At 70.7% G+C, this 23400-nt stretch carries 21 protein-coding genes; 8 read left to right on the top strand and 13 right to left on the bottom strand.

Going from position 1 to position 23400, the window contains the following annotated elements:
* Nucleotides 1–123 precede the first annotated feature (123 nt).
* From OG417_RS29005 to OG417_RS28980, 6 genes are all read right to left on the bottom strand, one after another.
* Nucleotides 124–654 carry a TetR/AcrR family transcriptional regulator gene (locus OG417_RS29005; RefSeq protein WP_329235061.1) on the bottom strand — a complete coding sequence of 177 codons (531 nt, stop codon included), beginning with the start codon at nucleotides 652–654 and terminating at the stop codon, nucleotides 124–126.
* Nucleotides 651–947, bottom strand: a complete 297-nt coding sequence (locus tag OG417_RS29000) for a DMT family transporter (protein ID WP_329235058.1) — start codon at nucleotides 945–947, stop codon at nucleotides 651–653. The genes OG417_RS29005 and OG417_RS29000 overlap by 4 nt, the downstream gene beginning before the upstream one ends.
* A gap of 5 nt (nucleotides 948–952) precedes the next feature.
* Nucleotides 953–1162 carry a hypothetical protein gene (locus OG417_RS28995; RefSeq protein WP_329235055.1) on the bottom strand — a complete coding sequence of 70 codons (210 nt, stop codon included), beginning with the start codon at nucleotides 1160–1162 and terminating at the stop codon, nucleotides 953–955.
* Between the two features lie 9 nt (nucleotides 1163–1171).
* A complete protein-coding gene (locus tag OG417_RS28990) occupies nucleotides 1172–2152 on the bottom strand; it encodes a phosphotransferase family protein (protein ID WP_329235052.1) in 981 nt (326 codons plus the stop codon).
* Nucleotides 2153–2194: 42 nt separating this feature from the next.
* Nucleotides 2195–2737, bottom strand: a complete 543-nt coding sequence (locus OG417_RS28985; protein WP_329235049.1) for a YciI family protein — start codon at nucleotides 2735–2737, stop codon at nucleotides 2195–2197.
* 87 nt (nucleotides 2738–2824) lie between these two features.
* Entirely contained in the window at nucleotides 2825–3958 is a 1134-nt protein-coding gene (locus OG417_RS28980; protein ID WP_329235046.1) for a class I SAM-dependent methyltransferase, read from the bottom strand.
* 423 nt (nucleotides 3959–4381) lie between these two features.
* Here OG417_RS28980 and OG417_RS28975 point away from each other — a divergent pair, with 423 nt between their 5' ends.
* Nucleotides 4382–4696 (top strand): hypothetical protein, encoded by a 315-nt coding sequence (locus OG417_RS28975; RefSeq protein ID WP_329235043.1) that lies wholly within the window; start codon nucleotides 4382–4384, stop codon nucleotides 4694–4696.
* 232 nt (nucleotides 4697–4928) lie between these two features.
* Here OG417_RS28975 and OG417_RS28970 read toward each other — a convergent pair whose 3' ends face one another.
* Nucleotides 4929–6185, bottom strand: coding sequence for a cation diffusion facilitator family transporter (locus OG417_RS28970; protein WP_329235040.1), 1257 nt, complete (start codon nucleotides 6183–6185; stop codon nucleotides 4929–4931).
* 177 nt (nucleotides 6186–6362) lie between these two features.
* Between OG417_RS28970 and OG417_RS28965 the strand changes: the two genes are divergently transcribed.
* Nucleotides 6363–6716, top strand: coding sequence for an ArsR/SmtB family transcription factor (locus OG417_RS28965; RefSeq protein WP_329235036.1), 354 nt, complete (start codon nucleotides 6363–6365; stop codon nucleotides 6714–6716).
* Between the two features lie 302 nt (nucleotides 6717–7018).
* Nucleotides 7019–9394 carry an ATP-binding cassette domain-containing protein gene (locus OG417_RS28960; RefSeq protein ID WP_442875770.1) on the top strand — a complete coding sequence of 792 codons (2376 nt, stop codon included), beginning with the start codon at nucleotides 7019–7021 and terminating at the stop codon, nucleotides 9392–9394.
* Nucleotides 9395–9432: 38 nt separating this feature from the next.
* Here the strand turns inward: OG417_RS28960 and OG417_RS28955 are convergent, their stop codons facing one another.
* Nucleotides 9433–10035, bottom strand: coding sequence for a GNAT family N-acetyltransferase (locus OG417_RS28955; RefSeq protein WP_329235030.1), 603 nt, complete (start codon nucleotides 10033–10035; stop codon nucleotides 9433–9435).
* A 133-nt stretch (nucleotides 10036–10168) separates the two neighbouring features.
* Between OG417_RS28955 and OG417_RS28950 the strand changes: the two genes are divergently transcribed.
* From OG417_RS28950 to OG417_RS28940, 3 genes are all read left to right on the top strand, one after another.
* Complete coding sequence (locus OG417_RS28950; protein ID WP_329235027.1) at nucleotides 10169–11677, top strand: DHA2 family efflux MFS transporter permease subunit; 1509 nt, start codon at nucleotides 10169–10171, stop codon at nucleotides 11675–11677.
* A 298-nt stretch (nucleotides 11678–11975) separates the two neighbouring features.
* On the top strand, nucleotides 11976–13247 hold the full coding sequence (locus tag OG417_RS28945; RefSeq protein ID WP_329235024.1) for a MutS-related protein: 1272 nt from the start codon (nucleotides 11976–11978) through the stop codon (nucleotides 13245–13247).
* Nucleotides 13244–14773, top strand: a complete 1530-nt coding sequence (locus OG417_RS28940; protein ID WP_329235021.1) for a MutS-related protein — start codon at nucleotides 13244–13246, stop codon at nucleotides 14771–14773. Before OG417_RS28945 ends, OG417_RS28940 begins: the two co-directional genes overlap by 4 nt.
* A gap of 4 nt (nucleotides 14774–14777) precedes the next feature.
* On the opposite strand, the gene OG417_RS28935 is transcribed toward OG417_RS28940, so the two are convergent.
* The 3 genes from OG417_RS28935 to OG417_RS28925 all read right to left on the bottom strand — a co-directional run bounded on the left by OG417_RS28935 (nucleotide 14778) and on the right by OG417_RS28925 (nucleotide 18660).
* A complete protein-coding gene (locus OG417_RS28935; protein WP_329235018.1) occupies nucleotides 14778–16394 on the bottom strand; it encodes an AMP-binding protein in 1617 nt (538 codons plus the stop codon).
* Nucleotides 16391–17260, bottom strand: a complete 870-nt coding sequence (locus OG417_RS28930; protein ID WP_329235015.1) for a crotonase/enoyl-CoA hydratase family protein — start codon at nucleotides 17258–17260, stop codon at nucleotides 16391–16393. The genes OG417_RS28935 and OG417_RS28930 overlap by 4 nt, the downstream gene beginning before the upstream one ends.
* 98 nt (nucleotides 17261–17358) lie before the next feature.
* A complete protein-coding gene (locus OG417_RS28925; protein WP_329235012.1) occupies nucleotides 17359–18660 on the bottom strand; it encodes a cyanophycinase in 1302 nt (433 codons plus the stop codon).
* Between the two features lie 371 nt (nucleotides 18661–19031).
* Between OG417_RS28925 and OG417_RS28920 the strand changes: the two genes are divergently transcribed.
* Entirely contained in the window at nucleotides 19032–20021 is a 990-nt protein-coding gene (locus tag OG417_RS28920; RefSeq protein ID WP_329235010.1) for a phosphotransferase family protein, read from the top strand.
* 30 nt (nucleotides 20022–20051) lie between these two features.
* On the opposite strand, the gene OG417_RS28915 is transcribed toward OG417_RS28920, so the two are convergent.
* Nucleotides 20052–21041 carry a tyrosine-type recombinase/integrase gene (locus OG417_RS28915; protein ID WP_329235007.1) on the bottom strand — a complete coding sequence of 330 codons (990 nt, stop codon included), beginning with the start codon at nucleotides 21039–21041 and terminating at the stop codon, nucleotides 20052–20054.
* A gap of 130 nt (nucleotides 21042–21171) precedes the next feature.
* Nucleotides 21172–21639: a MarR family winged helix-turn-helix transcriptional regulator gene (locus OG417_RS28910; protein WP_329235004.1), complete on the bottom strand. Its 468-nt coding sequence runs from the start codon at nucleotides 21637–21639 to the stop codon at nucleotides 21172–21174.
* A gap of 115 nt (nucleotides 21640–21754) precedes the next feature.
* Between OG417_RS28910 and OG417_RS28905 the strand changes: the two genes are divergently transcribed.
* Entirely contained in the window at nucleotides 21755–22861 is a 1107-nt protein-coding gene (locus OG417_RS28905) for an epoxide hydrolase family protein (protein ID WP_329235001.1), read from the top strand.
* Nucleotides 22862–23400 lie beyond the last annotated feature (539 nt).

Genomic DNA, 23400 nt, shown 5'->3' with positions numbered 1-23400 from the left:
ATGAGGGCGGCGTCACCGGCCGCTCCGACGGGCCGGGGAGTTCGCCGCACTGGTCGTACGGCCCGTTGAGCAGGGTGTCGTCAGGTCCCGCCACGGCACTTTTCGAACCATCGCGGCCGCCGGTCAGGGTGCGGGCCGCAGGACGGCTCGCAGGGCGGTGGCGAGCCCGGCGGTGTCCAGGGGCTGCTGGTCGCCGAGCGCGCGCGGCAGGGCCCCGTCGATGAGGAAGACCGCGGCTGCGGCCGCGGCCGGATCGGCGTACTCGCCGAGCAGGCCGACCAGACCGTCGAACCAGGTACGGGCGAGCGGGCGCAGTTCGGGCCGGCGGACCGCGGCGAGGTACAACTCGGTCTCGGTCAGCGCGCGGCCGCGGTCGGCGAGGTACTCCTCGGTCAGCGCCGCCATGGTGTCCGCGACGTCGTCGCCGGCGCGCAGGGACCGGCGCCAGGCGCGCAGGCTTTCGGCGGCCGACCGGGCGGTCTGGCTGAGGTCGTCCAGGCTCGTGAAGTAGTAGGTCGTCGCCCCCAGCGGCACGCCGGCGCGGGCGGCGACCACGCGATGGGTCAGGCCGCCGACGCCGACCTCGGGGATCAGCGCGCACGCGGCCTCGATGATGGCACGGCGCCGCCCCTCGGGATCACGGCGGCCGGTCAATGCGCGCCGCCCAGGTTGAGCACGACGACCCCGGCGATCACCAGCGCGACGCCGAGGGCCTTGGCGACGGTGACCGGTTCGTGCAGGAACAGCGCGCCGATCACGACGATCAGCGTGGTGCCCAGCCCCGACCACACGGCGTACCCGGCGCCGACCTGCATGCCCCGGGCGAGCGCCACCGACCGGGCGAGGAAGGACCCGGCGTAGGCGACGAGGCACGCCACGGTGGGCCACACGCGCGAGAAGCCCTCGCTGGCATTGAGCAGGCTGGTACCCAGCACCTCCCAGGTCACGGGGCCTACACGCCGTTCGGGCGGCGGCCGGGGTCCCGGTCCGGGGCACGGCGCGGGCTCAGGAGGGTATCCAGCCGATCAATGCGGCTGATGACGTGGCCGAAGTAGTAGCCTGGTTCGCGCGGCACTCCCGGATCGGCCTTGCCTTCGGTGTCGAGTTCTGTGCGGCGCACCCATCGTTCGACCCACCAGAGGGCGGAACCCAGCAGGGTCACCGGTTCCCATCAGTTGACGCGTTCAATGATGTGGGCCAGTCGCGAGCGGCTGCCCATGCCTTGCTGGTACCCGTCCCAGAACGCCCGGCGCCGGGATGGTGTGAGCGCGTTCTGGTCGAACGTGTACGCCAGCTCGTCGGCGGGGTCTCCGAGCCGCGTGTACTCCCAGTCGATCAGGCAGGGGCCGGGGTTCCAGAGCACGTTTCCCGGACCGATGTCACCGTGCAGGAGCGCGAGGGTCTCACCGGAGTCGAAACCGCCGGAGTCCCGGGAGGCTTCGAAGCTGTCTGCCAGCGAGCCGGCGGCGCTGCGCAACCGGTCCTGGAGCGGTTCAGGCAATGGGTCACGAGCCCACGCGAGGGTCGACAGGATCACACGAAGCCGGTCGCCGGCATACGAGGCGATCGTGGTCCTCGTCCCCATCGACTCGCCCAGGCCGTCGACGGGGCGCTCATGGACCCAGGCCACGAGCGAGGCGAGTTGCCCGATCTGTGCCGAGCCCACCGTCGGCAAATCCTGCCGGCGGCCGGGAAGGAACTGCATGCACATCGCCGGCGTGTCGAACCAATCGCTCGTGCGGCGGAAGTCGTACAGCTCGGGGGCTGCGACGCCACCCACGTTCTCAAGGACCGCGGCCTCGCGCTCAGCATGGGCGAGCTCGGAGGCGTCACCGTCGAAGGAGACTCTGACGACAACGTCCCGGATGCCATCTGATGCGTCGCGAAAGGAGACCCGGTGTACCGCGTGGCGGTTGCCGTCCTCGAACGGGGTCACGGCAGTGACGGCCTCAGAAGGCCCGGCCCATCGCCTCAGATGCGTAAGCCCGCACCGCAGCGAGTCGATCTTTGCTGGAAGACTCAGCCATCTCAGCCACCGTAACGGAGCCTTGGGCAGTGGGATGGTCGCCGCGCTCGAGCCGGAGGCGGGGCTTGAGCAGCGGCCGAACCGGCCAAGGCCCTCGGCATCAAGCGCCGGGATCGTCCTGAACAAGCCGACCGATGGCTGGTGATGAAGCGGGCGCGGACGACGGCGTTACCGGCGTCCGCCGAACTCCCACGCGTGGACCTCGATGTCGGCGTACCGGCCCGGGGCCAGGACGGCGCGTGCCGTGTCCGGATCCGGTGCCCTGACCAGCGCCGCCGTACCCAGCCAGGTGGCACCGTCGTCGGACAGCAGTGGCCCGTAGGCGATCAGCTCGTCCTGGTCCGGCGGAACGGCGAGGTCGGCGCCCTTCTCCGGGCCGAGGCCGAGCACCAGGAACCGGTCGCCACCGGTCCGGCCACCGGGGAAATCCGCCATGGTGCGCCCCAGCATGTTGCGCCACCGGCGCAGCAGCACGTCCCGGTACGCGCCGGCCTGGTAGCAGGGCTCGTCGAAAGCGAACGCGCGGGCGGCGGCGGGATCGGGCAGGTCGACGATGTGCACGCTGCCGGTGAGCGTGTCGCCGGCGAAGGTCGGGCCGCGGGCGATCAGCTCCTTTTCGTATCGGTCCATGTAGGACCAGTGTTCTTCCAGCAGCCCGTGGCGCAGCGCCATGGAGCCGGGCCGGTCGCGGTGGTAGCAGAAGAACTCCATGCCCCACAGTGTTCACTACCGTTCCTCCCCGAGGCGATCGCCGAGGTCACAAGCCTGCTCGCTGCCGACGCCAGCCGCCGCCGAACGTCAATCGCCGGCGAGACGCCAAAGCGAAGTGACTTCCGCAGCCCGGGCGGTGTGCAGGGGATCAGCAGTGTCCCTCGCTCGTGGATGCCGCGGCTCGGTGTCAGTCCTGTCCACCACGCGCAGGCCCGCTGCCTCAATGCCGGCCAGCAGCTCACCGCGTGTCCTGAGCCCGAGGCGCTCGGCCAGGTCCGACAGGATGAGCCATCCTTCACCTCCCGGTTCGAGATGCGTGGCGAGTCCGGCCAGGAAGTCGCGGAGCATGGCGCCGCCCGGATCGTAGACGCCTTGCTCCAGGGCGGAGGTCGGCCGGGCTGGAATCCAGGGCGGGTTGCAGACGACGAGGTTCGCGCGCCCGTCGGGAAAGAGGTCGGGGCCCACGATGTCGATGCGCCCGCTGAAGTTCAGTCGGCGGACGTTCGCGCGTGCGCAGGCCAGAGCCCGCGCGCTGATGTCGGTGGCCACGATGTGGTCGACTCCCCGGTGGGCCAGGACGGCTGCGAGCACTCCCGTCCCCGTACCGAGGTCGAACGCGGTGCGGGGACCCGCGCGGTGCTCCGCCGGTGCGGGCAGCGGCGCATGTGCGACGAGGTCGACGTACTCGCCCCTGGTTGGGGAGAACACGCCGTAGTGCGGGTGAATTCGAGCGCCGAGGGCCGGTACGTCCACACCCTTCGTGCGCCACTGGTGGGCTCCGATCACGCCCAGCAGTTCGGTGAGCGAGACGGCCGTTGGCTCGGACGGGGGACCGTACGCTTCGGTGCATGCCTGGCGCACGTCGGGGGCTCTGCGCAGGTTGAGGCAGTAGTCGTCTTCCAGCAGAACGACGAGCCTGCCCAGCACGCGGGCACGGTGGCTGCGGGACCGGCGGTGCAGGTGGAAGGACTCTGCCGGGTTGTCAGCCTGCCGGGGAGGTTTCCGGTCGATGCGGCGACTCATCGCTTGCAGTAGTTGACGTGCGTTGTGGAAGTCGCCTCGCCACAGTAGAGCAGTGCCTTCGCAGGCCAGACGGTAGGCGGTGTCGGCTTTCAAATAGTCGTCCGCACTGATGACCCGGCGGGGAGGCGGGGTCGCGCTCTCGGAATGCCAGTGGGCGGAACGGGGGGTGTTCGTCTCGGTCCAGTGGATCGTGGACACCACGTACTCCTCGTGATCGAACGTGCAGGGGCACGAAGAGCACTTCGACGAGGAGCAGGGCAAACGGCCCGTGCTACGGCACGGGCGTGTGTCAGGACAGGTAGGGCTACCGCTCCCGCGTCGAAGCGCGAGAGGAGAAGTCGCCGAGAACCATGCCGAGTGTCACGACCAGCCCTTTCAAGAGATGACGTAAGAGGCTCGCACAGTCCTCTGTCCGCGGGCAAGCCGGCCCATGCGGCGGGCGGGGAGAGCTCAGCTCCCCGCCCGCCGCGGCTCGTCACTCCTCGGCGGCGTCCTCGTCGCGCAGCGGCCGCAAGCCCCCCAGGCAGGTCAGGCAATTGGAAGGAGTAGCCGCCGACTCTTCATGGCCAGCGGCGTCCTGCCTGCCGTCGACAAGCAGTTGCTGCATTTGAGACCTGGCTGATGCACCGCCTCGCCGGACTCGACGGCCACCCGCACCAGCAGACGCTGCACCGGTTCGCCACCTGGCATGTGCCGCCCCGGCTGCGGGACCGGGCCCGCCGGCGACCGCTCACACCCAACGTCGGCCGCTTTGCCGGTGAGCGATTCACCGCGGCCCGCAAGTTCCCGACCTGGCTCGACGAACGCGACTTCACCCTGGCCACCTTCACCCAGGCCGACCTCGACGCCTGGAACGCCACGCACGGCGAGCACCGCCGCCGCGTCCTTCGGGCGTTCTTGCTCTGGGCCATGAACAACCGCCGCATGCCCGGCTGACGCCGCCCGCCCAACAGCCATGGAAACCGCCACCAACTTCCACGCGCGATGGCTGTTCCCTGGCCGTCGGGCCGCCCAGCCCCTCGACACCATGCTGCAACGACTCCGCGACCACGGCTTCCCCACCCAGACGGCCCGAACCTCCGCCACGAGATCACCACCCCGCATCCGAGCGAGGGGGCCCGTCCCTGCCGAACGTCCGCTCACCGGCCCGTGCGGGGCCGGTAAGGGGTCAGGGCCGGTGGTGGGCCAGTGCGGCGTGGGGGTCCTCGGCGCCCGTACGGGCGGGGTCGGCGTGGATGAGGGCGGCGGTCAGGCGGGGCACGGCGTGCAGGAGGGCGTGTTCGGCCTCGACGGCGATGTGGTGGGCGGCGTGGAGGGTGAGTGATCCGTCCAGGACGACGGTGGCCTCCGCGCGGAGCCGGTGACCGATCCAGCGGGTGCGCAGTTCGGCGACGTCCTGGACGCCCCGTACGGCGCGCAGCGCCGCCTCGGCCCGGTCGACGACGGCGGGGTCGACGGCGTCCATCAGGCGCCGCAGGACCTCCCGGGCGGCGTCCTTGAGCACGAACGCGATGGCGACGGTGATGAGCAGGCCCACGATCGGGTCGGCCACGGGCACGCCCAGGGCCGCGCCGCCGGCGCCGAGCAGGACGGCCAGGGAGGCGAACCCGTCGGTGCGCGCGTGCAGGCCGTCGGCGACCAGGGCGGCCGAGCCGATCCTGCGGCCGGTGCGGACCCGGTAGCGCGCCACCCACTCGTTGCCGGCGAACCCGATCAGCGCGGCGGCCGCGACGGCCGGCAGGTGCGCCAGGGCGTGGGGGCCGGTCAGCCGGTGGATCGCGGTGACGGCGGCCAGCACCGAGGAGGCGGCGATGACCGCGACGATGACGACGCCGGCGAGGTCTTCGGCGCGCCCGAACCCGTAGGTGAACCGGCGCGTGGCCGCCCGGCGGCCGAGCACGAACGCCAGCGCCAGCGGCAGCGAGGTCAGCGCGTCGGCGGCGTTGTGCAACGCGTCGCCGAGCAGCGCGACCGAGCCGGACCAGGCCGCGACGGCGGCCTGCAGCGCGGCGGTGAGCCCGAGGACGGCGAGGGAGACCCACAGGGTCCGCATGCCCTCGGCGGAGGACTCCATCGCGCCGTCGACCTTGTCGGCGGCCTCGTGACCGTGGGGGAGGAGAAGGTGCCGCAGCCGGTGCCCCAGCCGCGCCGCACGCCCGGCCCCGTCGTGGCGATGCCCCCGCCCCGCCGCGTGCGCGTCCGGGCGGTGACCGTGGAGATGGTGACCGTGCGGATGCCCGCGTCCGGCGGACCCACCGCCACCACCACCGTCGTGGTCATGCGCACCGACGTGGTGATCGGCCAGAGGGCCATGGGCATCGACGTCATGAGGTGCGGCCGCGTGCTCGTGGTCGTGGGCGGCCGCCCCGGCGTGGTGGCGTGGCGGCCGGTGCTCCGGCGGGCCGCCGGCGAGGGTCTCGCACACGTTGGCACCTGCCCCTTCTGCGCGAGCGGACGCACCCACGCCCCTCCCGCCCGGGGGCTCCAGCCCACTTCCAGTGTCCAGGGGCGGGGGCGGGTGGCGGAAGACGCGCGGGACGGCTGTGGACGATCGGCGGCGGCCGGTTGGACACCGTACCGGCCATGACCCCATTATGTGCATATGAGCGCACGCATGCATCTATCAGGTGCGCATGGTTCGCAGGTACCGGCCGGTGAGCGGGTGGAGGCGGCGGTCGCGGTGCTCGGCCTGCTGGCCGACCGCACCCGGCTGGTCCTGCTGCGCCGGCTGTGCGACGGGGAGGCGGACGTGAGCACGCTGACCGAGGCGTGCGGGGCGAGCCGTACCTCGGTCAGCCAGCATCTGGCCCGCCTGCGCCTGGCCGGGCTGGTCACCACGCGCAAGGACGGCCGCCGGGTCGTGTACGCGCTGCGCCACGGCCACATTCAGCGTCTGGTGCACGAGGCGCTGAGCGTGGCCGACCATCAGCTCGGCCATCTTCCCCCGCACGACTGACTTCACCACGGGGCCACGGCCGGCTCCGGCGCTCGTACGGCGACGAGGACGCGAGGAGTCGGAGCCGCGGAAGCCGGTGACCTCATCGGTCAGGATCGGAGAAGCACGGGCCGGCGCGCCACGGCTAGCGTGGCCGCCACCGTCGACGACCGGCCGCCGCGGGTGCTTCGGCCGCCGACGGGCCGATGGGCCGAAGCGCCGGAGAACCGACATACTTCTCATCGACGCTGGTCAGACCGAGCCAGGCGACACCGGCGGAGGCCGCGAGGGCGGCCCCGCCTGACAGAGGGGACACGATGAGCATGGACGACACGCAGTCGCCTGCGCCGCACGTGGCCGACAGCCACGACCTGATCCGCGTGCACGGCGCGCGGGAGAACAACCTCAAGGACGTCAGCGTCGCGATCCCCAAGCGCCGCCTGACGGTGTTCACCGGGGTCTCCGGCTCGGGCAAGAGCTCGCTGGTGTTCGACACGATCGCCGCGGAGTCACAGCGGCTGATCAACGAGACCTACAGCGCGTTCGTGCAGGGTTTCATGCCGACGCTGGCGCGGCCCGAGGTCGACGTGCTCGACGGGCTGACGACCGCGATCATCGTCGACCAGCAGCGGATGGGCGCCGACCCCCGCTCCACGGTCGGCACCGCCACCGACGCCAACGCGATGCTGCGCATCCTGTTCAGCCGGCTCGGGAAGCCGCACATCGGCTCACCCAAGGCGTTCTCCTTCAACGTCGCCTCGATCAGCGGGTCCGGAGCGGTCGCCATGGAACGCGGCGGGCGGACCGTCAAGGAGCGCCGCAGCTTCAGCATCACCGGCGGCATGTGCCCGCGCTGTGAGGGCCGGGGCTCGGTCAACGACATCGACCTGACCCAGCTGTACGACGACCGCAAGTCCCTCAGCGAGGGCGCGCTCACGATCCCCGGCTACAGCGTCGACGGCTGGTACGGGCGCATCTTCAGCGGCTGCGGCTTCTTCGACCCCGGCAAACCGATCCGCGAGTTCACCGAGACAGAGCTGAACGACCTGCTCTACAAGGAGCCCACGAAGATCAAGGTCGAGGGGATCAACCTGACCTACGAGGGCCTGATCCCCAAGATCCAAAAGTCGATGCTGTCCAAGGACGTCGAGTCGCTCCAGCCGCACGTGCGCGCGTTCGTGGAACGCGCGGTCACCTTCACGACCTGCCCGGACTGCGACGGCACCCGGCTCAGTGAGACGGCCCGCTCCTCCAAGGTCGAGGGGATCAGCATCGCCGACGCCTGCGCGATGCAGATCAGCGACCTGGCCCAGTGGGTGCGCGGCCTGGACGAACCGTCCGTCGCGCCGCTGCTGGCGACGCTGCAGCGCACCCTCGACTCGTTCGTCGACATCGGGCTGGGCTACCTCAGCCTCGACCGCCCGTCGGGCACGCTGTCGGGCGGTGAGGCCCAGCGCACCAAGATGATCCGTCACCTGGGCTCCTCGCTCACCGACGTCACCTACGTCTTCGACGAGCCGACGATCGGGCTGCACCCCCACGACATCCAGCGGATGAACGACCTGCTGGCGCAGCTGCGGGACAAGGGCAACACCGTGCTGGTCGTCGAGCACAAGCCGGAGGCGATCGTGATCGCCGACCACGTCGTCGACCTCGGCCCCGGCGCCGGCACCGCGGGCGGTGAGGTGGTGTTCGAGGGCAGCGTCGAGGGGCTGCGGGCCAGCGGGACGCTGACCGGGCGGCACCTGGACGACCGCGCCGCCCTCAAACCCTCGGTGCGGGCGCCGTCGGGCGTGCTGGAGGTACGCGGCGCGGCCACCCACAACCTGCGGGACGTCGACGTCGACATCCCGCTCGGCGTGCTGGTGGTGGTGACCGGTGTGGCCGGGTCGGGAAAGAGCTCACTGATCCACGGCTCGGTGTCGGGCCGGGACGGGGTGGTCGCGGTCGACCAGACGGCGATCAAAGGCTCACGGCGCAGCAACCCGGCGACCTACACCGGCCTGCTCGACCCGATCCGCAAGGCGTTCGCGAAGGCCAACGGCGTCAAGCCGGCGTTGTTCAGCCCCAACTCCGAGGGCGCCTGCCCCGGCTGCAACGGCGCCGGGGTCATCTACACCGACCTGGCGATGATGGCCGGGGTCGCCACGGTGTGCGAGGAGTGCGAGGGCAAGCGGTTCCAGGCCTCGGTGCTCGACTTCACCTTCGGCGGCCGCGACATCGCCGAGGTACTGGCGATGCCGGTCGAGGAGGCCGCGGCGTTCTTCGGCGCCGGGGAGGCGAGGACACCCGCCGCGCACAAGATCCTCACCCGGATGGCCGACGTCGGGCTGGGCTACCTCAGCCTCGGCCAGCCGCTCACGACCCTGTCCGGCGGTGAGCGGCAGCGGCTCAAGCTCGCCACCCACATGGGCGGCAAGGGCGGCGTGTACGTCCTCGACGAGCCGACCACCGGCCTGCACCTGGCCGACGTCGAGCATCTGCTCGGCCTGCTCGACCGGCTCGTCGACTCCGGCAAGTCGGTCATCGTGATCGAGCACCATCAGGCGGTCATGGCGCACGCCGACTGGATCATCGATCTGGGCCCCGGCGCCGGCCACGACGGCGGCCGGGTCGTCTTCGAGGGCACGCCCGCCGACCTCGTCGCCGCCCGCTCCACCCTCACCGGCGAGCACCTCGCGACCTACGTCGGCGCCTGAGAGACCCGCCTCGCCTCCGCCGGGACCGTACGCGGGGCTCAGGCGGAGGCGAGGCGGGCGCGCAGCCGGTCGCGGGCGGCGGGCCACTCCGCGGCGAGCATCGAGTAGCAGACGGTGTCACGGACCGAGCCGTCGGGCCGGATGCGGTGGCTGCGCAGCACCCCCTCACGGCGCGCGCCGAGGCGTTCGATCGCGCGCTGGGAGCGTTCGTTGCGGTGGTGGGTGTGCCAGCCCACCCGGATGGCCCCCAGCACCTCGAACGCCCGTTCGAGCAGCAGGAGCTTGGCCTCGGTGTTCAGGGCCGTACGCTGCCAGCGGACGCCGATCCAGGTGTGGCCGATGCACAGGCCCCGGTGCGCGGGTTCGATCTCGTAGTACGACGTCGTGCCGGCGACCTCCCCGGTGACGGCGTCGATCTGCGCCCACGGCAGGAGCCGGCCGGCGTCCATCGCGCGCAGGTCCGCCTCGATCATGCGGCGCGTCTGCGCGACGTCGGCCGGCTGCGGCACGTTCAGCCACCGCCAGACCTCCGGGTCCTTGCCCGCCTCGTACAGCCCCTCGGCGTGCTCGGGGCCGAGCGGTTCCAGGCGGACGTGGTCCCCGGCCAGCGGCGGGCGGTCGAACCAGCTGCTCGTACTCATGGCCCGCACGTTATCGGCGTCCGGGCACGCCCGGAAACGGGGTTTCCAGCGCCCCGGCGGTTCGTGCGGCAGCGGGCGCGCCCGGAACGCCGGGTTGACTTCGAGCACGCTCTAAATCCTAGCGTCGTCGATCATGAGTTCCCCGACACCGCCGGACACCACCGCCGGCGACCTCAGCCGCCGCCGCGTCCTGATCCTCGCGATCTGCTGCACCAGCATGATCGTCGTCGTCATGGACATCTCCATCGTCAACGTCGCACTGCCGTCGATCCGCGCCGACCTGCACGCCTCGACGTCCGGCCTGCAGTGGACCATCGACGCCTACACCCTCGTACTCGCCGGCTTCCTCGTGCTGGCCGGATCCACCGCCGACCGGATCGGCCGCCGGCGCGTCTTCCAACTCGGCCTGACCGCCTTCGGGCTCGGCTCGCTGCTGTGCGGCCTGGCCCCGGGCATCGGCTGGCTCATCGCCGCCCGCACGCTGCAGGCCGCCGGCGGCACCATGCTCAACCCGGTCGCGTTGGCGATCGTCGCCAACGCGTTCCCCGGCCCGGCCGAACGGGCCCGGGCCATCGGCGTGTTCGGCTCGATGAGCGGCCTGGCGCTGGCGCTGGGACCCATCCTCGGCGGCGCCCTCGTCGACGGCCTCGGCTGGCACTCCATCTTCTGGATCAACGTGCCGATCGTGGCCGTCGCGATCGCCGGCACCGCACGGTTCGTACCGGAGTCCCGCGGCGCCCGCGCACGCCGGTTCGACCCGGCCGGCCAGGCCCTGATGGTCCTGGTGCTGGGCGGCGTCGTCTACGCGACCATCGAGTCCCCGTCGCTGGGCTGGACCTCACCGCTCATCCTCGGCCTGCTCGCCGCCGCCGTCCTGGGCGTCGTGGGCATCCTCGGCTACGAACCACGCCGTACCGACCCGCTGCTGGAGCTGCGCCTGTTCCGCAGCGTCCCGTTCAGCGCGGCGATCGTGATGGCGCTGCTGGCACTGTGCGGGTTCGGCGCGTTCCTGTTCGTGACCACCCAGTACCTGCAGGACGTCCGCGGCCTGCCGGCGCTCACCGCCGGGCTGTGCCTGCTCCCGGTCGGGGCCCTGGTCCTGGTGCTGTCGCCGTTCACCGGCCGGCTGGTCGGCACGCGCGGCCCCCGCCTGCCGCTGGTGATCTCCGGTGCCGCCCTGGCCCTGGGCGGCGCCGCGTCGCTGCGCCTCGGACCGGCCACCCCGCTGCCGGCGGTACTCGCCACCTACGCGCTGTTCGGTGTCTTCCTGGGCACCGTCAACCCGCCGATCACCAACACGGCGGTCTCCGGGATGCCCCGCTCGATGACCGGGGTGGCCACCTCACTGGCCTCCGCCGGTCGGCAGATCGGCACCACTCTGGGCGTCGCGATCGCCGGGACGGCCCTCGGATCGTCCCTGACCCACGGCGGCACCGCCTACACCCGCGCCGAACACCGCGTGTGGTGGCTGGTGCTCGCCCTCGGCGCCGGCATCATCGCCTTGGGCCTGGTCAGCACCGGGCCCCGGGCCCTGCGCGCCGCGGCCCGGGCCGCGGCCCTGTTCGACGACGCCGGCCCCGCACGCGCGGCCGGGCCGGGGGACAGGTACGGCACGCGTCACGCCTCCGCTTCTGAGCGATAATCCGAATCCCCGGCCCCAGGCCACGAACCCGCCCGAGCGGAAGGCAAGGACCATCCACAGCCTGCTCTTCGCACACCACGACCCCCCGGCCGGGCCCGTACCCGAACCGGAACACCTCCACGACCTGGCCCTGGACCAGATCATCTCGCCGATCGCCCGCCGCCACCCCGGCTCGGACCTGGAAACCTACTTCCACCTGCCGCTACGCGACCCCGCACTGGTCCGGTTCCGGCAGGAGATCTTCCAGGACCTGCAGGCACCCGCGCTGCACCAGGCCGCCGAACGCTTCACCACCGCGATGGCCCGGACCCTGCGGCGCCTGGGCGCCGTCGAGCGGATGAAACACCCGCCCCAGGCCGGCCGCTGGTTCCTGGAGATCGTCCTGGAGTACGAGACCACGGTCCTGCAACTCCTCGACGCCCTGCGCACGGCCACCGCACCAGGCCTGCGAACCCTCCACGACGACCTGTCCGAACACACCGCGACCCCCGGGTTCACCGAACCGGGGGAGCGGGCCCGGCGGCTGCGCGACCGCCTCGGCCAGATCCACTACGACCTGATGCTGCGCGGCGACAAGATCACGATCGCCGGGCACGACCCCGCCGACCGCTTCGACTTCGCCGAACGGATCCTCACCGCGTTCGACCGGTTCCGCCCGGACCCGCCACCCGACCGGCCGGACGAACCTCCCACCGACATGGGCCTGGACACCCTCGAAGCCGCCGTGCTCGACCTCGTCGTCGAACTCACGCCCCACGTCTTCGACGACCTCGCCGCCTTCCGCGCCGCAGCCCACGACCTCATCGACGACCAGATCCTCCAGATCGACCGCGAGCTCCGCTTCTACCTCGGCTACCTGCGGTTCCTCGCCCCCCTGCGCGAAGCCGGACTGCCGTTCTGCCGCCCCGAGGTCACCACCACCGACAAGGGCCTGCTCGCCCGCGAGGTCTTCGACCTCGCCCTCGCGGCCACCCTCACCCCCGCCGGCGGACGCGTCGTCGGCAACGACATCGACCTGCGCGACGGCGAACGCATCCTGCTGGTGTCCGGACCCAACCAGGGCGGCAAGACGACCCTGTCCCGCACCTTCGGCCAGCTCCACCACCTGGCCGCCCTCGGCTGCCCCGTCCCCGGACGCCAGGCCAGGATCTTCCTGCCCGACCGGATCCTCACCCACTATCCCCGCACCGAGAACCTCGCCACCCTCACCGGCGAACTCGAAGACGAACTCCTGCGGCTGCGCCGGATCCTCGACCAGGCCACCCCCGACAGCGTCATCGTCTTGAACGAGATCTTCAGCTCCACCACCTGCGAAGACGCCCTCGCGCTGAGCACCGCGGTACTCACCCGCCTGTCCCGCCTCGACACCCAGTGCCTGTGGGTCAGCTTCCTGGACGAACTGTCCCGCCTCGACCCCAAGACGGTGAGCATGGTCAGCACCGTCACCGGCGACGGCACCCGCACCTACAAACTGGTACGCCGCCCCGCCGACGGACACGCCCACGCCCTCGCGATCGCCGAGAAACACCGGCTGACCTACACCCAGCTCACCACCCGGGTGGGCCGATGAGACCACGGCTGATGTTCCCCGACGCCGACTTCTCCCCGGCCGCCCCCGACACCCACCACGACCTCGTCGAAGACCTCGAACTCCACGAGCTGTGGGACGGCATGGCACGCGGCGACGGCCGGCTGCACCTGATCGCCCGGACCGCGACCCTGACCCCCCTCACCGACCCCGCCGCCATCACCCACCGCCAGGACGTCCTCGCCGACTGCCTCCGCGACACCACCACCGCCCGCGCCCTGTACGACCTGGCCGAACAGGCGGTGACCGCCGACCAGCAGATCACCCGCGTGGGCGCCAGGAACCCCGAGGTCCTGCTGAACCAATCACTGCGCGCCCTGGAACTGTTCTGCGGCCACCTGCGGCGGCTCAGCGCGTTCACCGCCGAACACGCACACGCGTTCGGCTCGGCCGCCCTCACCCGGCTGTGCCGGCTGATCCGAGAACAGCTCACCGGCGAATACCTCGGCGAACTCGAGACGCTCCTGCGCCGGATCGGCTTCGACCACGGCATCATCGCCACCGCCCACCTCGGCGAGGGCAACAAGAGCGTCGGCTTCCGGCTCCAGGAACCACCCTCCGGCAAGGGCCGCGGCTCCGCCGCCCACCGGCGCCTCAAACGCTCCGGCCTCAGCTGCACCATCCGCGGCCAGTACGAGGCGGACTGGCGCGCCCTGACCTCCTTCCGCGGCCGCGTCCTGCAGGTGATCGCCGACGCCGCGACCGAGTCCGCGGGCAACGTCCGCGGCTTCTTCACCGCCCTGCGCGACGAACTGGGCTTCTACATCGGCTGCCTCAACCTCGCCGAGACCCTGGCCGAAAGCGGACTGCCGATCTGCCTGCCCACCCCCCGCCCACCCGCCGAACGGGCCCTCACCGCCCAGGACCTGCACGAACCATGCCTGGCCCTGCGACGCCGCGGCCCCACCGTCGGCAACGACATCACCGCCGACGCCACCGACCTCATCGTGATCACCGGCGCGAACGGCGGCGGCAAGACCACCTTCCTGCGCAGCGTCGGCGTCGCCCACCTGATGATGCAAAGCGGAATGTTCGTCACCGCCCGCGCCCTCACCGCCTCGGTCACCGGCGGCCTCCACACCCACTTCCGGCGCGAAGAGGACCACGCGATGGCGAGCGGCAAACTGGAGGAGGAACTCATCCGCATGAGCGCCGTCGCCGACGCCCTGCACCCCGGTGACCTCCTGCTGTGCAACGAGTCGTTCATGTCGACCAACGAACGCGAAGGCTCCACCATCGCCGCCGAGATCGTCCAGGCCCTCACCGACTCAGGCGTCCGCGTGCTGTTCGTGACCCACCTTCACGACTTCGCCCACCGGATGCTCACCGAACGGCCCGCCCGCAGCCTGTTCCTCCTCGCCGCGCGCGGCGAGAACGGCCAACGACCGTTCCGTCTCACCCCGGGAGCTCCCTCACCCACCGCGCACGCCGCCGACCTGTACGCCCGGATCTTCGGCGAGCCACTGGACCGGCCCGCCGAAGACCGGCCCGAGGACCGGCAGACCTGAGCGGTCAGGCCAGCACCGGGAGTTCACCCGCGTCGATCCGCCGCCGCAGCAGGAACTTCTGCGCCTTGCCCATCGCATTGGCCGGGATCGCCTCCGCGACATACCAGTGCCGGGGCGTCTTGTGCGGGGCGAGCAGCGCCCGCAGATGCGCGTGCAGATCCGCCGCCGCCGGCACCGGCCCGGCCGGAACGATCACCGCGGCGACCTGCTCACCCCAGTCCGGATCGGGCACACCGAGAACCGCCGCCCCGGCGACACCGGGATGACGGGTCAGCGCCACCTCGATCTCCCGGGGATAGATGTTCTCCCCACCACGAATGATCATGTCCTTGAGACGGCCGGTGACACGCAGGAAACCACGCCCGTCCATCACACCCAGATCACCGGTACGCAGCCAGCCGTCCGCGTCGATCGCCGCCGCGGTCGCCTCCGGCATCGCGAAGTACTCCCGCATCACCTGGTAGCCGCGGGCCAGGATCTCACCCTCCGCACCGACCGGCAGCACCGCCCCGGACCCATCAACGATCTTCACCTCGGCCTGCCACAACGGCCGCCCCGTGGTCTCCCGCCGATCCGCGACCGCATCATCGGTGGCGGTCTGCGCAAGGATCGGACTGAGCTCGGTCTGCCCGTACACCGTGGTGAACCGCGCACCGAACCGCCGCTCGGCGGCCTCGACCAGCGCCGGCGGCACGGCATCCCCACCGGACGCCAGAATCCGGCACCCGCTCAGATCGAAGTCCTCGAAACGCGGGTGAGCCAGCAGAGCCGAATACATCGCCGGCACCCCCGCGAACAGCCCGGCCCGCCACTCCTCCAACGCGGACAGCACCAACTCGGGCTGGAACGACTGGGCGAGCACGAGCGTGCCGCCCACCGACGCGGTCCCCAGAACCGACAGCCCACAACCCGCCGTGTGGAACAGCGGCAGAGCCGTCGCCCACACCCCACCCTCGGGAAAACCCGCCCGCGCGATGACATACGACGCGTTCGTCACCATGCCGCGATGGTCCAGCACCGCCCCCTTGGGAAACCCCGTGGTCCCCGACGTGTACTGGATCTGCATCGGATCCCCGGGCCCCACCCGCGGCAACTGCCGCGGCGCCGTACCCCGGATGTGCTCCGCCCAGCCGGTGAAACTGACCGTCTCCCGCAGATCCGGCAACCGCCCACGGATCTGGGCGACGATCCCCGCCATGTCCGTACCACGGAACGCGTCCACATGGACGACACCGACACTGCGGGACTGCCGCAGCACATACTCCAGCTCCGCCGCACGCAACGCCGGATTCGCGGTGACCAGCACCACCCCCGCGAGCGCGGCACCGTACTGCAGGATCACCCACTCGGGCACATTCGGCGCCCACACCGCGACATGCTCACCCGGGGAGAACCGGCTGCCCAGCCACGCCGCCGCCTGCTCGGCGTCCGCCAGCAACTCCCCGTACGTCCAACGACGATCCGTACGCGCCGCACCGGTGAGCGCCGACCCCACCGGAGCCACCTCCACCAGCGCCGTACGACCGGCATCCGCCGCGGCCGCACGACGCAGCAGCTCACCCGCGGTCAACTCCAGCACCGGCCGCGACGTGTCGGCCGGCCAGTACGACTCGGTGATCACCGCGGGTCCTCCAGATCACGCGCGGACGGAACCGGACCGCCACCCTCGGGAATCCACCGGCCCGAGTCACGCCACCGTACGGCCTCGTGAAAACCGTGCTCGGCGGCGAACCGCTGGAACCAGCGACCCTCGGGGGAGTGGCGGGCGATACCGTCGAACAGCGTCGCCAGAATCTGCGTGCCGTGCAGACCCATGTTGTCGTACGCCTGATTGATCATGAGCTTCTGCATCACCAGCTGATTCACCGGCACCCCGGCGATCCGGTCGGCGAGCGCCTCCACACGCTCACCGAGCCGCTCCGCCGGCACCGACTCCAGCACCAGCCCCCACTCCGCGGCCTGCCGGCCGTCGATGGTGTCACCGGTCAGCAACATCCGCTTCGCCCGCTCCGCCCCCAGCCGGTACACCCACATCGCCGTCGTCGGACACCCCCACACCCGCGACGGCATGTAACCGATCCGGGCGTCGTCGGCCATCACCACCATGTCGCACGACAAGGCGATGTCACTCCCGCCCGCGACCGCGTACCCGTGCACCTGCGCGATGGTCGGCTTCAGCGAACGCCACAACGAGAAGTACTCATCAGTGTGACGCTTCATCATCCGGTAGTCCCTGACCGGATCCCAGACCTCCTCCTGCGTCCCGGCACCACCCTCGGCATAGTCCTTCAGGTCATAACCGGAACAGAACGCACGACCGGCACCCCGCACGATGATGACGTGCACATCAGGGTCCTCATCGGCGCGTTCGACGGCACGCGGCAGCGCGCGGGCGAGCTCATCGTCGATCGCGTTGAGCCGGTCGGGACGGTTGAGGGTCAGGTAGGCCTTACGGTCCTTCGTCTCGTAACGGACGGTGTCGCTCACGGGCTCCCTTTATTCGGTTAGCGTCTGCGGGGGTCACAACAGGCGGATGACACCGGAGATTATGCGCCATCCACGCCGCACCGATCACCCCGCACCGATCACCGACCCGCGGGCGCCGACCCCGGCAGCGCGTACATCTCCACCGTCAACCCCACGAAGGCGACGGCGGTGCCGATCCGGTAGGCGGCGAACCCACCCGCCTTCCGCAGAACAACGGCGTACACCGGCGCGCTCTGCGCACTGTGCCCCACGACCGTCACCGACCGCGCCGCCTCCGCCAGATCCACCGCGGCCCCCGTGAGACCGAAACGCCCCTGGTCGGACGCCTCCGCGTCGAACACGTCCTCCACCGGTGAGACCGCCGCATGATCCGCCGCCGCCAACGGCACCGCACCGGACGGCATCCGGACGGTCCACCTCGCCGGGTCATAGACCGTACCGTCCGTCAGATAGCTCCACCGCACCCCGCTGATCGACCAGTGACCCGCCCGCGAACCGACCTTCGCGCCACGCAGATCCAGCACCGACACGCCATGCCGGCCCAGCACCCGCAGCGTGTGACCACCGCCACCCGCCGGCGTCACCTCCAACGCCGTGTCCGGATCCAGCCCGAACACCCGCCGATGCCCCGTGTCGGCGGCCAGCCGCACCGCACGCCCCAAACGCCCGTACGCGGAGAAATGCGTGTCGATCAGCCCGTCGGTGAAGAACCCAAAACCACCCGCGGGCAGATCGGCCAGCACACTGTCATCACGGAAGTAACCCGCGCGGCTCCCATCACGCAACGCCTCATAGCTCGCCCCGCCGGTGACCATGTCCGGCCCGGACTGGATCTGCGCGCCGGCGCTCGTACCCGCGACCAGAGCACCCTGCGCGTACCGGGCCCGGATCGTGGCCATCAACCGCGTATCGGTGTGCGCGGCACCGTGCAGCAACGTCGTGACCAGCCGATACTGATCACCACCACCGAAGACGAACCCGGTCATCGACGCCGCCTCCGCGGCGACCTCACGGCTGTCGGCCGCGCCCGGATGATCCAGGTCGACGGGGATCCACCGCACCGACCCCGCCCCGTACCTTCTGAGAATGTCGACGTAGAAACGCCCGTTGGCGACGCTGTTCGCCGCACCGGCCCGGCCGGCCAGCGGATCCTGACTGGGCGGGACGGACGCGGCGGTGATCACACCGATACGGGCACGCGCGCCACCGGACGCCTGCACGATCCGCCGGTAGATCTCGGCGTTGCCGTCCGACAGCGCCCCGCCGACCAGGATCAACGTGCCGTGATGCGCCGCACGCGGCGCCGCGCTCACCGCCTTGGCGGTCGCGCCGGAGGTGGGGGTGGTGGTCATCATCGCCGCCAGAACGGTAGCCGCGGACAACATCACGAGTCGTTTCATCAGGGGTCTCATCCGGGATGTGCGGCCGAAGCCGGCCGGTGCCATTGGACCATCGACACGGCCCTGCGGGCGGGGTCGTCACCGTCAGGTACGCGTATCCACCGGCCGCGGCAGCGTCGCCGCGGAGGAACGGTGCAGCAAGGTGCGCATCAGCCTACCCGCGAAAAACCGCATTTGCGCAGGTCACGACACATGTGGCGGATTGCGCCCCGCCGATTACGAACCGTCCGCGCACACCCGTAACGACTCTGCCGTCACCCGCGTCACGCCGGTGACGACGGCCCGGGGGAGTCCACGGCCGGAAGCGGACGCGACGATCCCAAGCCCGGCGCCGGATGCTGGAGATCCGCCGCGGCAAGGAGCGAAGACCGTTGGAGAGCATCACCAAGAACCGCCAGCCACCCCAGACCCTGCGAGCCATGATCGCGCGCGCCTACGGCCCCGACCAGGTCCCCACGGAAGACCCGGGCTGGGCGACCGAACTGGGACACGGCTGGTTCAACGTCGCCTACCGGATCCGCCTGCGCGACGGCACCCAGGTCGCCCTCAAGATCGCACCCCCCGCCACCGTCGAAGTACTGACCTACGAACGGCACGCGATGGCGACCGAACTCTCCGCGCTGCGGCTCATCCCCGAACACACCGACGTCCCCGTACCGGCCGTCCACTTCGCCGACCAGAGCCACGAACTCTGCGACGCCGACTACTTCTTCATGCCGTACATCGACGCGGACAACCTCGGCACCCTCCGCGGCACGCTGCCCCAGGCCACCCACGACGCCTACCAGGAGGCCCTCGGCGCGGCCACCCGCGAACTCAACACGATCCGCGGCACCGCCTTCGGCCCGCTCACCGGCCCCGGCCACCACAGCTGGCGCACCGTGTTCACCCGCATGGTCGAAGACGTCCTGAACGACGGCGAACGACGCGCCGTCGACCTCGGCTGGGACTACGATGCCGTACGCGACGTCCTCGACGCCAACGCCGACAGCCTCGACGAGGTCACCGACCCCCGATACGTCGAATGGGACCTGTGGGACAACAACGTCATGGTCCGCGACGGCGCCATCGTCAGCGTCATCGACCACGAACGGGCCTTCTACGGCGACCCCCTCATCGAAGCCGGATTCGTCGCCACCCAACTCCCCGCCTTCGGCGACTCAACGGCGTTCATGCGCGGATACGGACACCGCGCGCTGACCACGACCGAACGCACACGCCGGCGCCTGTACTGCCTCCACCTCACACTCATCCTGGTGATCGAGACCGTCTACCGCGGACACACCGACACCAGGCAGTACGACTGGGCGCGCGACCGGCTCACCGAGGCCATGACACTGCTCCGGCGAGGCACCCGCTGAACCCCGCCGCGGGCCCGCCCGGGGAACCCCTCAGCGCTCCGACACCGGGGGAGAGGAGTCCAACAACGACTCCAGCACCCCGTACGCCGGACTGGAACCCGCCGCCATCCGCAGCTCACGCGCCGTCGACTCCACATAGTGCTGACCCGTCGCGATCGACGAATGCCCCAGCAGCTCCTTCAGCTCATGCGCCGACGCACCGTTCTCCGCCAGCCGCGTCGCGAACTCATGACGCAACGTGTGCACCAGCGCGCCCCGCGACACCCGATCGTGCACACCCGCGTACCGGTAACACTGCGCCACCAGATACTGCAGACCACCGCGCCGCAACGGCTCGTTCTTCGTGTCGACCAGCAGGGGAGCGCTCAACGGAAGACTCGACAGCCCGAACCGTTCCATCCGCGACAGCAGATACGCGTCCACCAGCCGCTCCAACGGCACCTCGACCGGCACACTCCGCGTCTTACCGCCCTTACCGGTCAACTGCACCCGGCGATCACCGGGGGAGCCGCCGAACGACCCCAGCGTCACCCCCAGCAACTCCGCCGACCGAGCCCCCGTCACCAGCGGAAACGCCAACGCCACCAGATCCCGCTCCACCCAGGGATCCCGCGCCTCCCGCGCACCCGCCGCGATCCGCTCCAGCAGCGTCCGCGCCGTCCCATCACCCTGGAACGGCTTCGGCGCCTTCGACGGCGCCTTCGGATGCGGCACCGCCGCCATCGGATTACCCTCCACCAGCTCCTCGGCCACCGCGAAGTTCATGAACCGGTTCCACGCCGACCACGCCCGCAGAATGCTCGCCGGCGCGTGGTCGTCGGCGAACTCGGCGAACGCCGCACGCAACACCCGGCCCGACAACCGATCCACACCCAGCTCCGCCGGCGGAACATCGCACAACCGCGCCGCGATCCCCCCGATGATCCGCAGATCGCTGTCATACCCGGCCACCGTGCCCGCGGCCGGCTTCGCCGGCCGCAACGACAACAAGAACTCCGCCTTCGCGTCCACGAACAACATCACCGGCCACCTCCCGGACCGCCCAGGGGAGCGCTACCGCCACCGACACGTGTCATCAGGGCACGCATTCTCCCAGTGATCACATCGTCGAGCCAGCGTGACCGTGCCGGCCGGCCGGAGCATCACCTTGTCAGTCGGCGGCGCCGGTGCGCCGGTTGTGATGGTCCAGCAGCCGGGACAACAGCTCGGTCAACCGCTGCCGCTCCTCGGCCGACAGGGGAGCCAGCAGCTCCTCCTGGCTCTCGGCCACCCGCTTCTCCAGCCGCCGCAGCTGCCGCCTGCCCGCGGCGGTCAGCGAGACGATGTTGCGTCGCTTGTCGGAGGGGTCCGGGGCGCGCTCGACCAGTTCGCGATCGGCGAGCTCGTTGACCGTCGCGACCATGTCGCTGAGGTGAATGCCGCTACGGCGGCCCAGCGCGGCCTGGCTGGCCGGGCCGAACTCCTCCAGCGTCGCCAGCAGGCGGTAGTGGTAGCCGCGGGCGTGGACGGACGAGAACCCCTCGGCCACGAGCCGGTGCGCGTGGCCGGCGGTCTGGGTGAGCAGCCAGCTGGGCAGTCCCTGCCAGCCGGCGGGCGTCCTCTCGGATGGGTCCTCCATGGGGCAAGTCTAACGAATCGTTGGGAGCACTAATGATTGTGTTATCGTTCGGGCAACGAACGTTAGACGACCGAACGTTTTTCGCCTCTGAACGACCTGCCCTGGAGCTGAAACCATGATCAAGCCGTTCCGCATCGACATCCCCCAGGCCGACCTCGACGACCTGACCGACCGGCTCTCCCGCACCCGCTGGCCCAACGAGGTCGCCGGCGCCGGGTGGGACTACGGCTTCCCGCTGGCCCGGCTCAAGGAACTGGCCGAGTACTGGCGCACCGGCTACGACTGGCGCGCGCACGAGGCCGAACTCAACGAGCTTCCGCACTTCACCACCGAGATCGACGGCCAGAACATCCACTTCGTCCACGTCCGGTCCGCCCGGCCGGACGCGCTTCCGCTGATCCTCACCCACGGCTGGCCCGGTTCGTTCCTGGAGTTCCTCGAGGTGATCGAGCCACTGTCACGCGACTTCCACCTGGTGATCCCCTCCATCCCGGGCTACGGCTTCTCCGGGCCGACCCACGAACGCGGCTGGGACATCGTCCGGATCGCGGGGGCCTGGGCCGAGCTGATGCGCCGGCTCGGGTACGAGCGCTACGGCGCGCAGGGCGGCGACTTCGGCTCGGGCATCTCAATGGCACTCGGCGCCGTGGCACCCGAGCAGGTCATCGGCGTGCACGTCAACTACCTGCCGACCCGGCCGGTCCCGGACGCCGACATCGAACTGTCCGAAACGGATCAAGCCCGCCTGGACAAGGTCAGGCAGCTGATGGCGCACCGCCCGCCCTACCAGACCCTGCAGGCCACCACCCCGCAGACCATCGGCTACGCGCTGACCGACTCACCGGCCGGCCAGCTCGCCTGGATCGCCGAACGCTTCGCCCAGTGGACTGACCCCCGCACGCAGATCAGTGACGATCGGATGCTCACCGACATCTCGCTGTACTGGCTGACCGCCACCGCGGCCTCCTCGGCACGGCTGCACCGCGAGACCCCACGGCGGACCGAGCCGTGCCCGGTACCGGTCGGCGTAGCGGTGTTCGCGCACGACATCACACAGTCGGTCCGGCCACTGGCCGAACGGCTGTACGACATCAGGCACTGGTCGGAATTCGAACGCGGCGGCCACTTCGCCGCGATGGAGGTACCGGAACTGCTCGCCGATGACGTCCGGGGCTTCTTCCTCACCCTCATCAAGGACGACCACCGGGCCGCCACACGATAAAAGACGCCGTCGGGGGAGAGGCCGGTTCGCTCAGCACACCCCAACGTCGACACCGCGCCGTTCGAGCACCTCGACGACACGTGCGTTGTCGAAACGAGTCGCGGCCATGTTTCATGCATAATATAAATTATGCATGAAACGCGGTGATCTGAGAGGTCAGCGCGCCGCCTGAGAGTCGCATGGGACCAGACCTACTCAGGACCTGCCGTACGGAACTGCGCACGCCATCAGCCGACTGAAGCATCGACACCGAAGACGTGTACGCCTGGGCAAGCATCGGCGGCCGTCGCGCCGTCCAGGCCGGCCGCACAAGATCATCTACGGAACGCCACGGGACGGCCCGCGTCATCACGGCGATGAGTGTCTGCGGATACACGTCCCTGAATACATCCGGCTGATCCGTCCGGCGACCACGGCTCGCGCCGTACCTCGTCAGAAGCCGTACGCCGGAGACCTTCTCTCGCCTTGCCCCCGACAGCCACCCGACGGCAAGCCGGAAGCTACACCGGACAGAAGATGGATTCTGTTTGGTATCGAAC

Origin of the sequence: Actinoallomurus sp. NBC_01490 (genome assembly GCF_036227085.1) — a bacterium.
Classification (GTDB): Bacteria; Actinomycetota; Actinomycetes; order Streptosporangiales; family Streptosporangiaceae; genus Actinoallomurus; species Actinoallomurus oryzae.
This window is presented reverse-complemented; position numbering and strand designations above follow the sequence as displayed.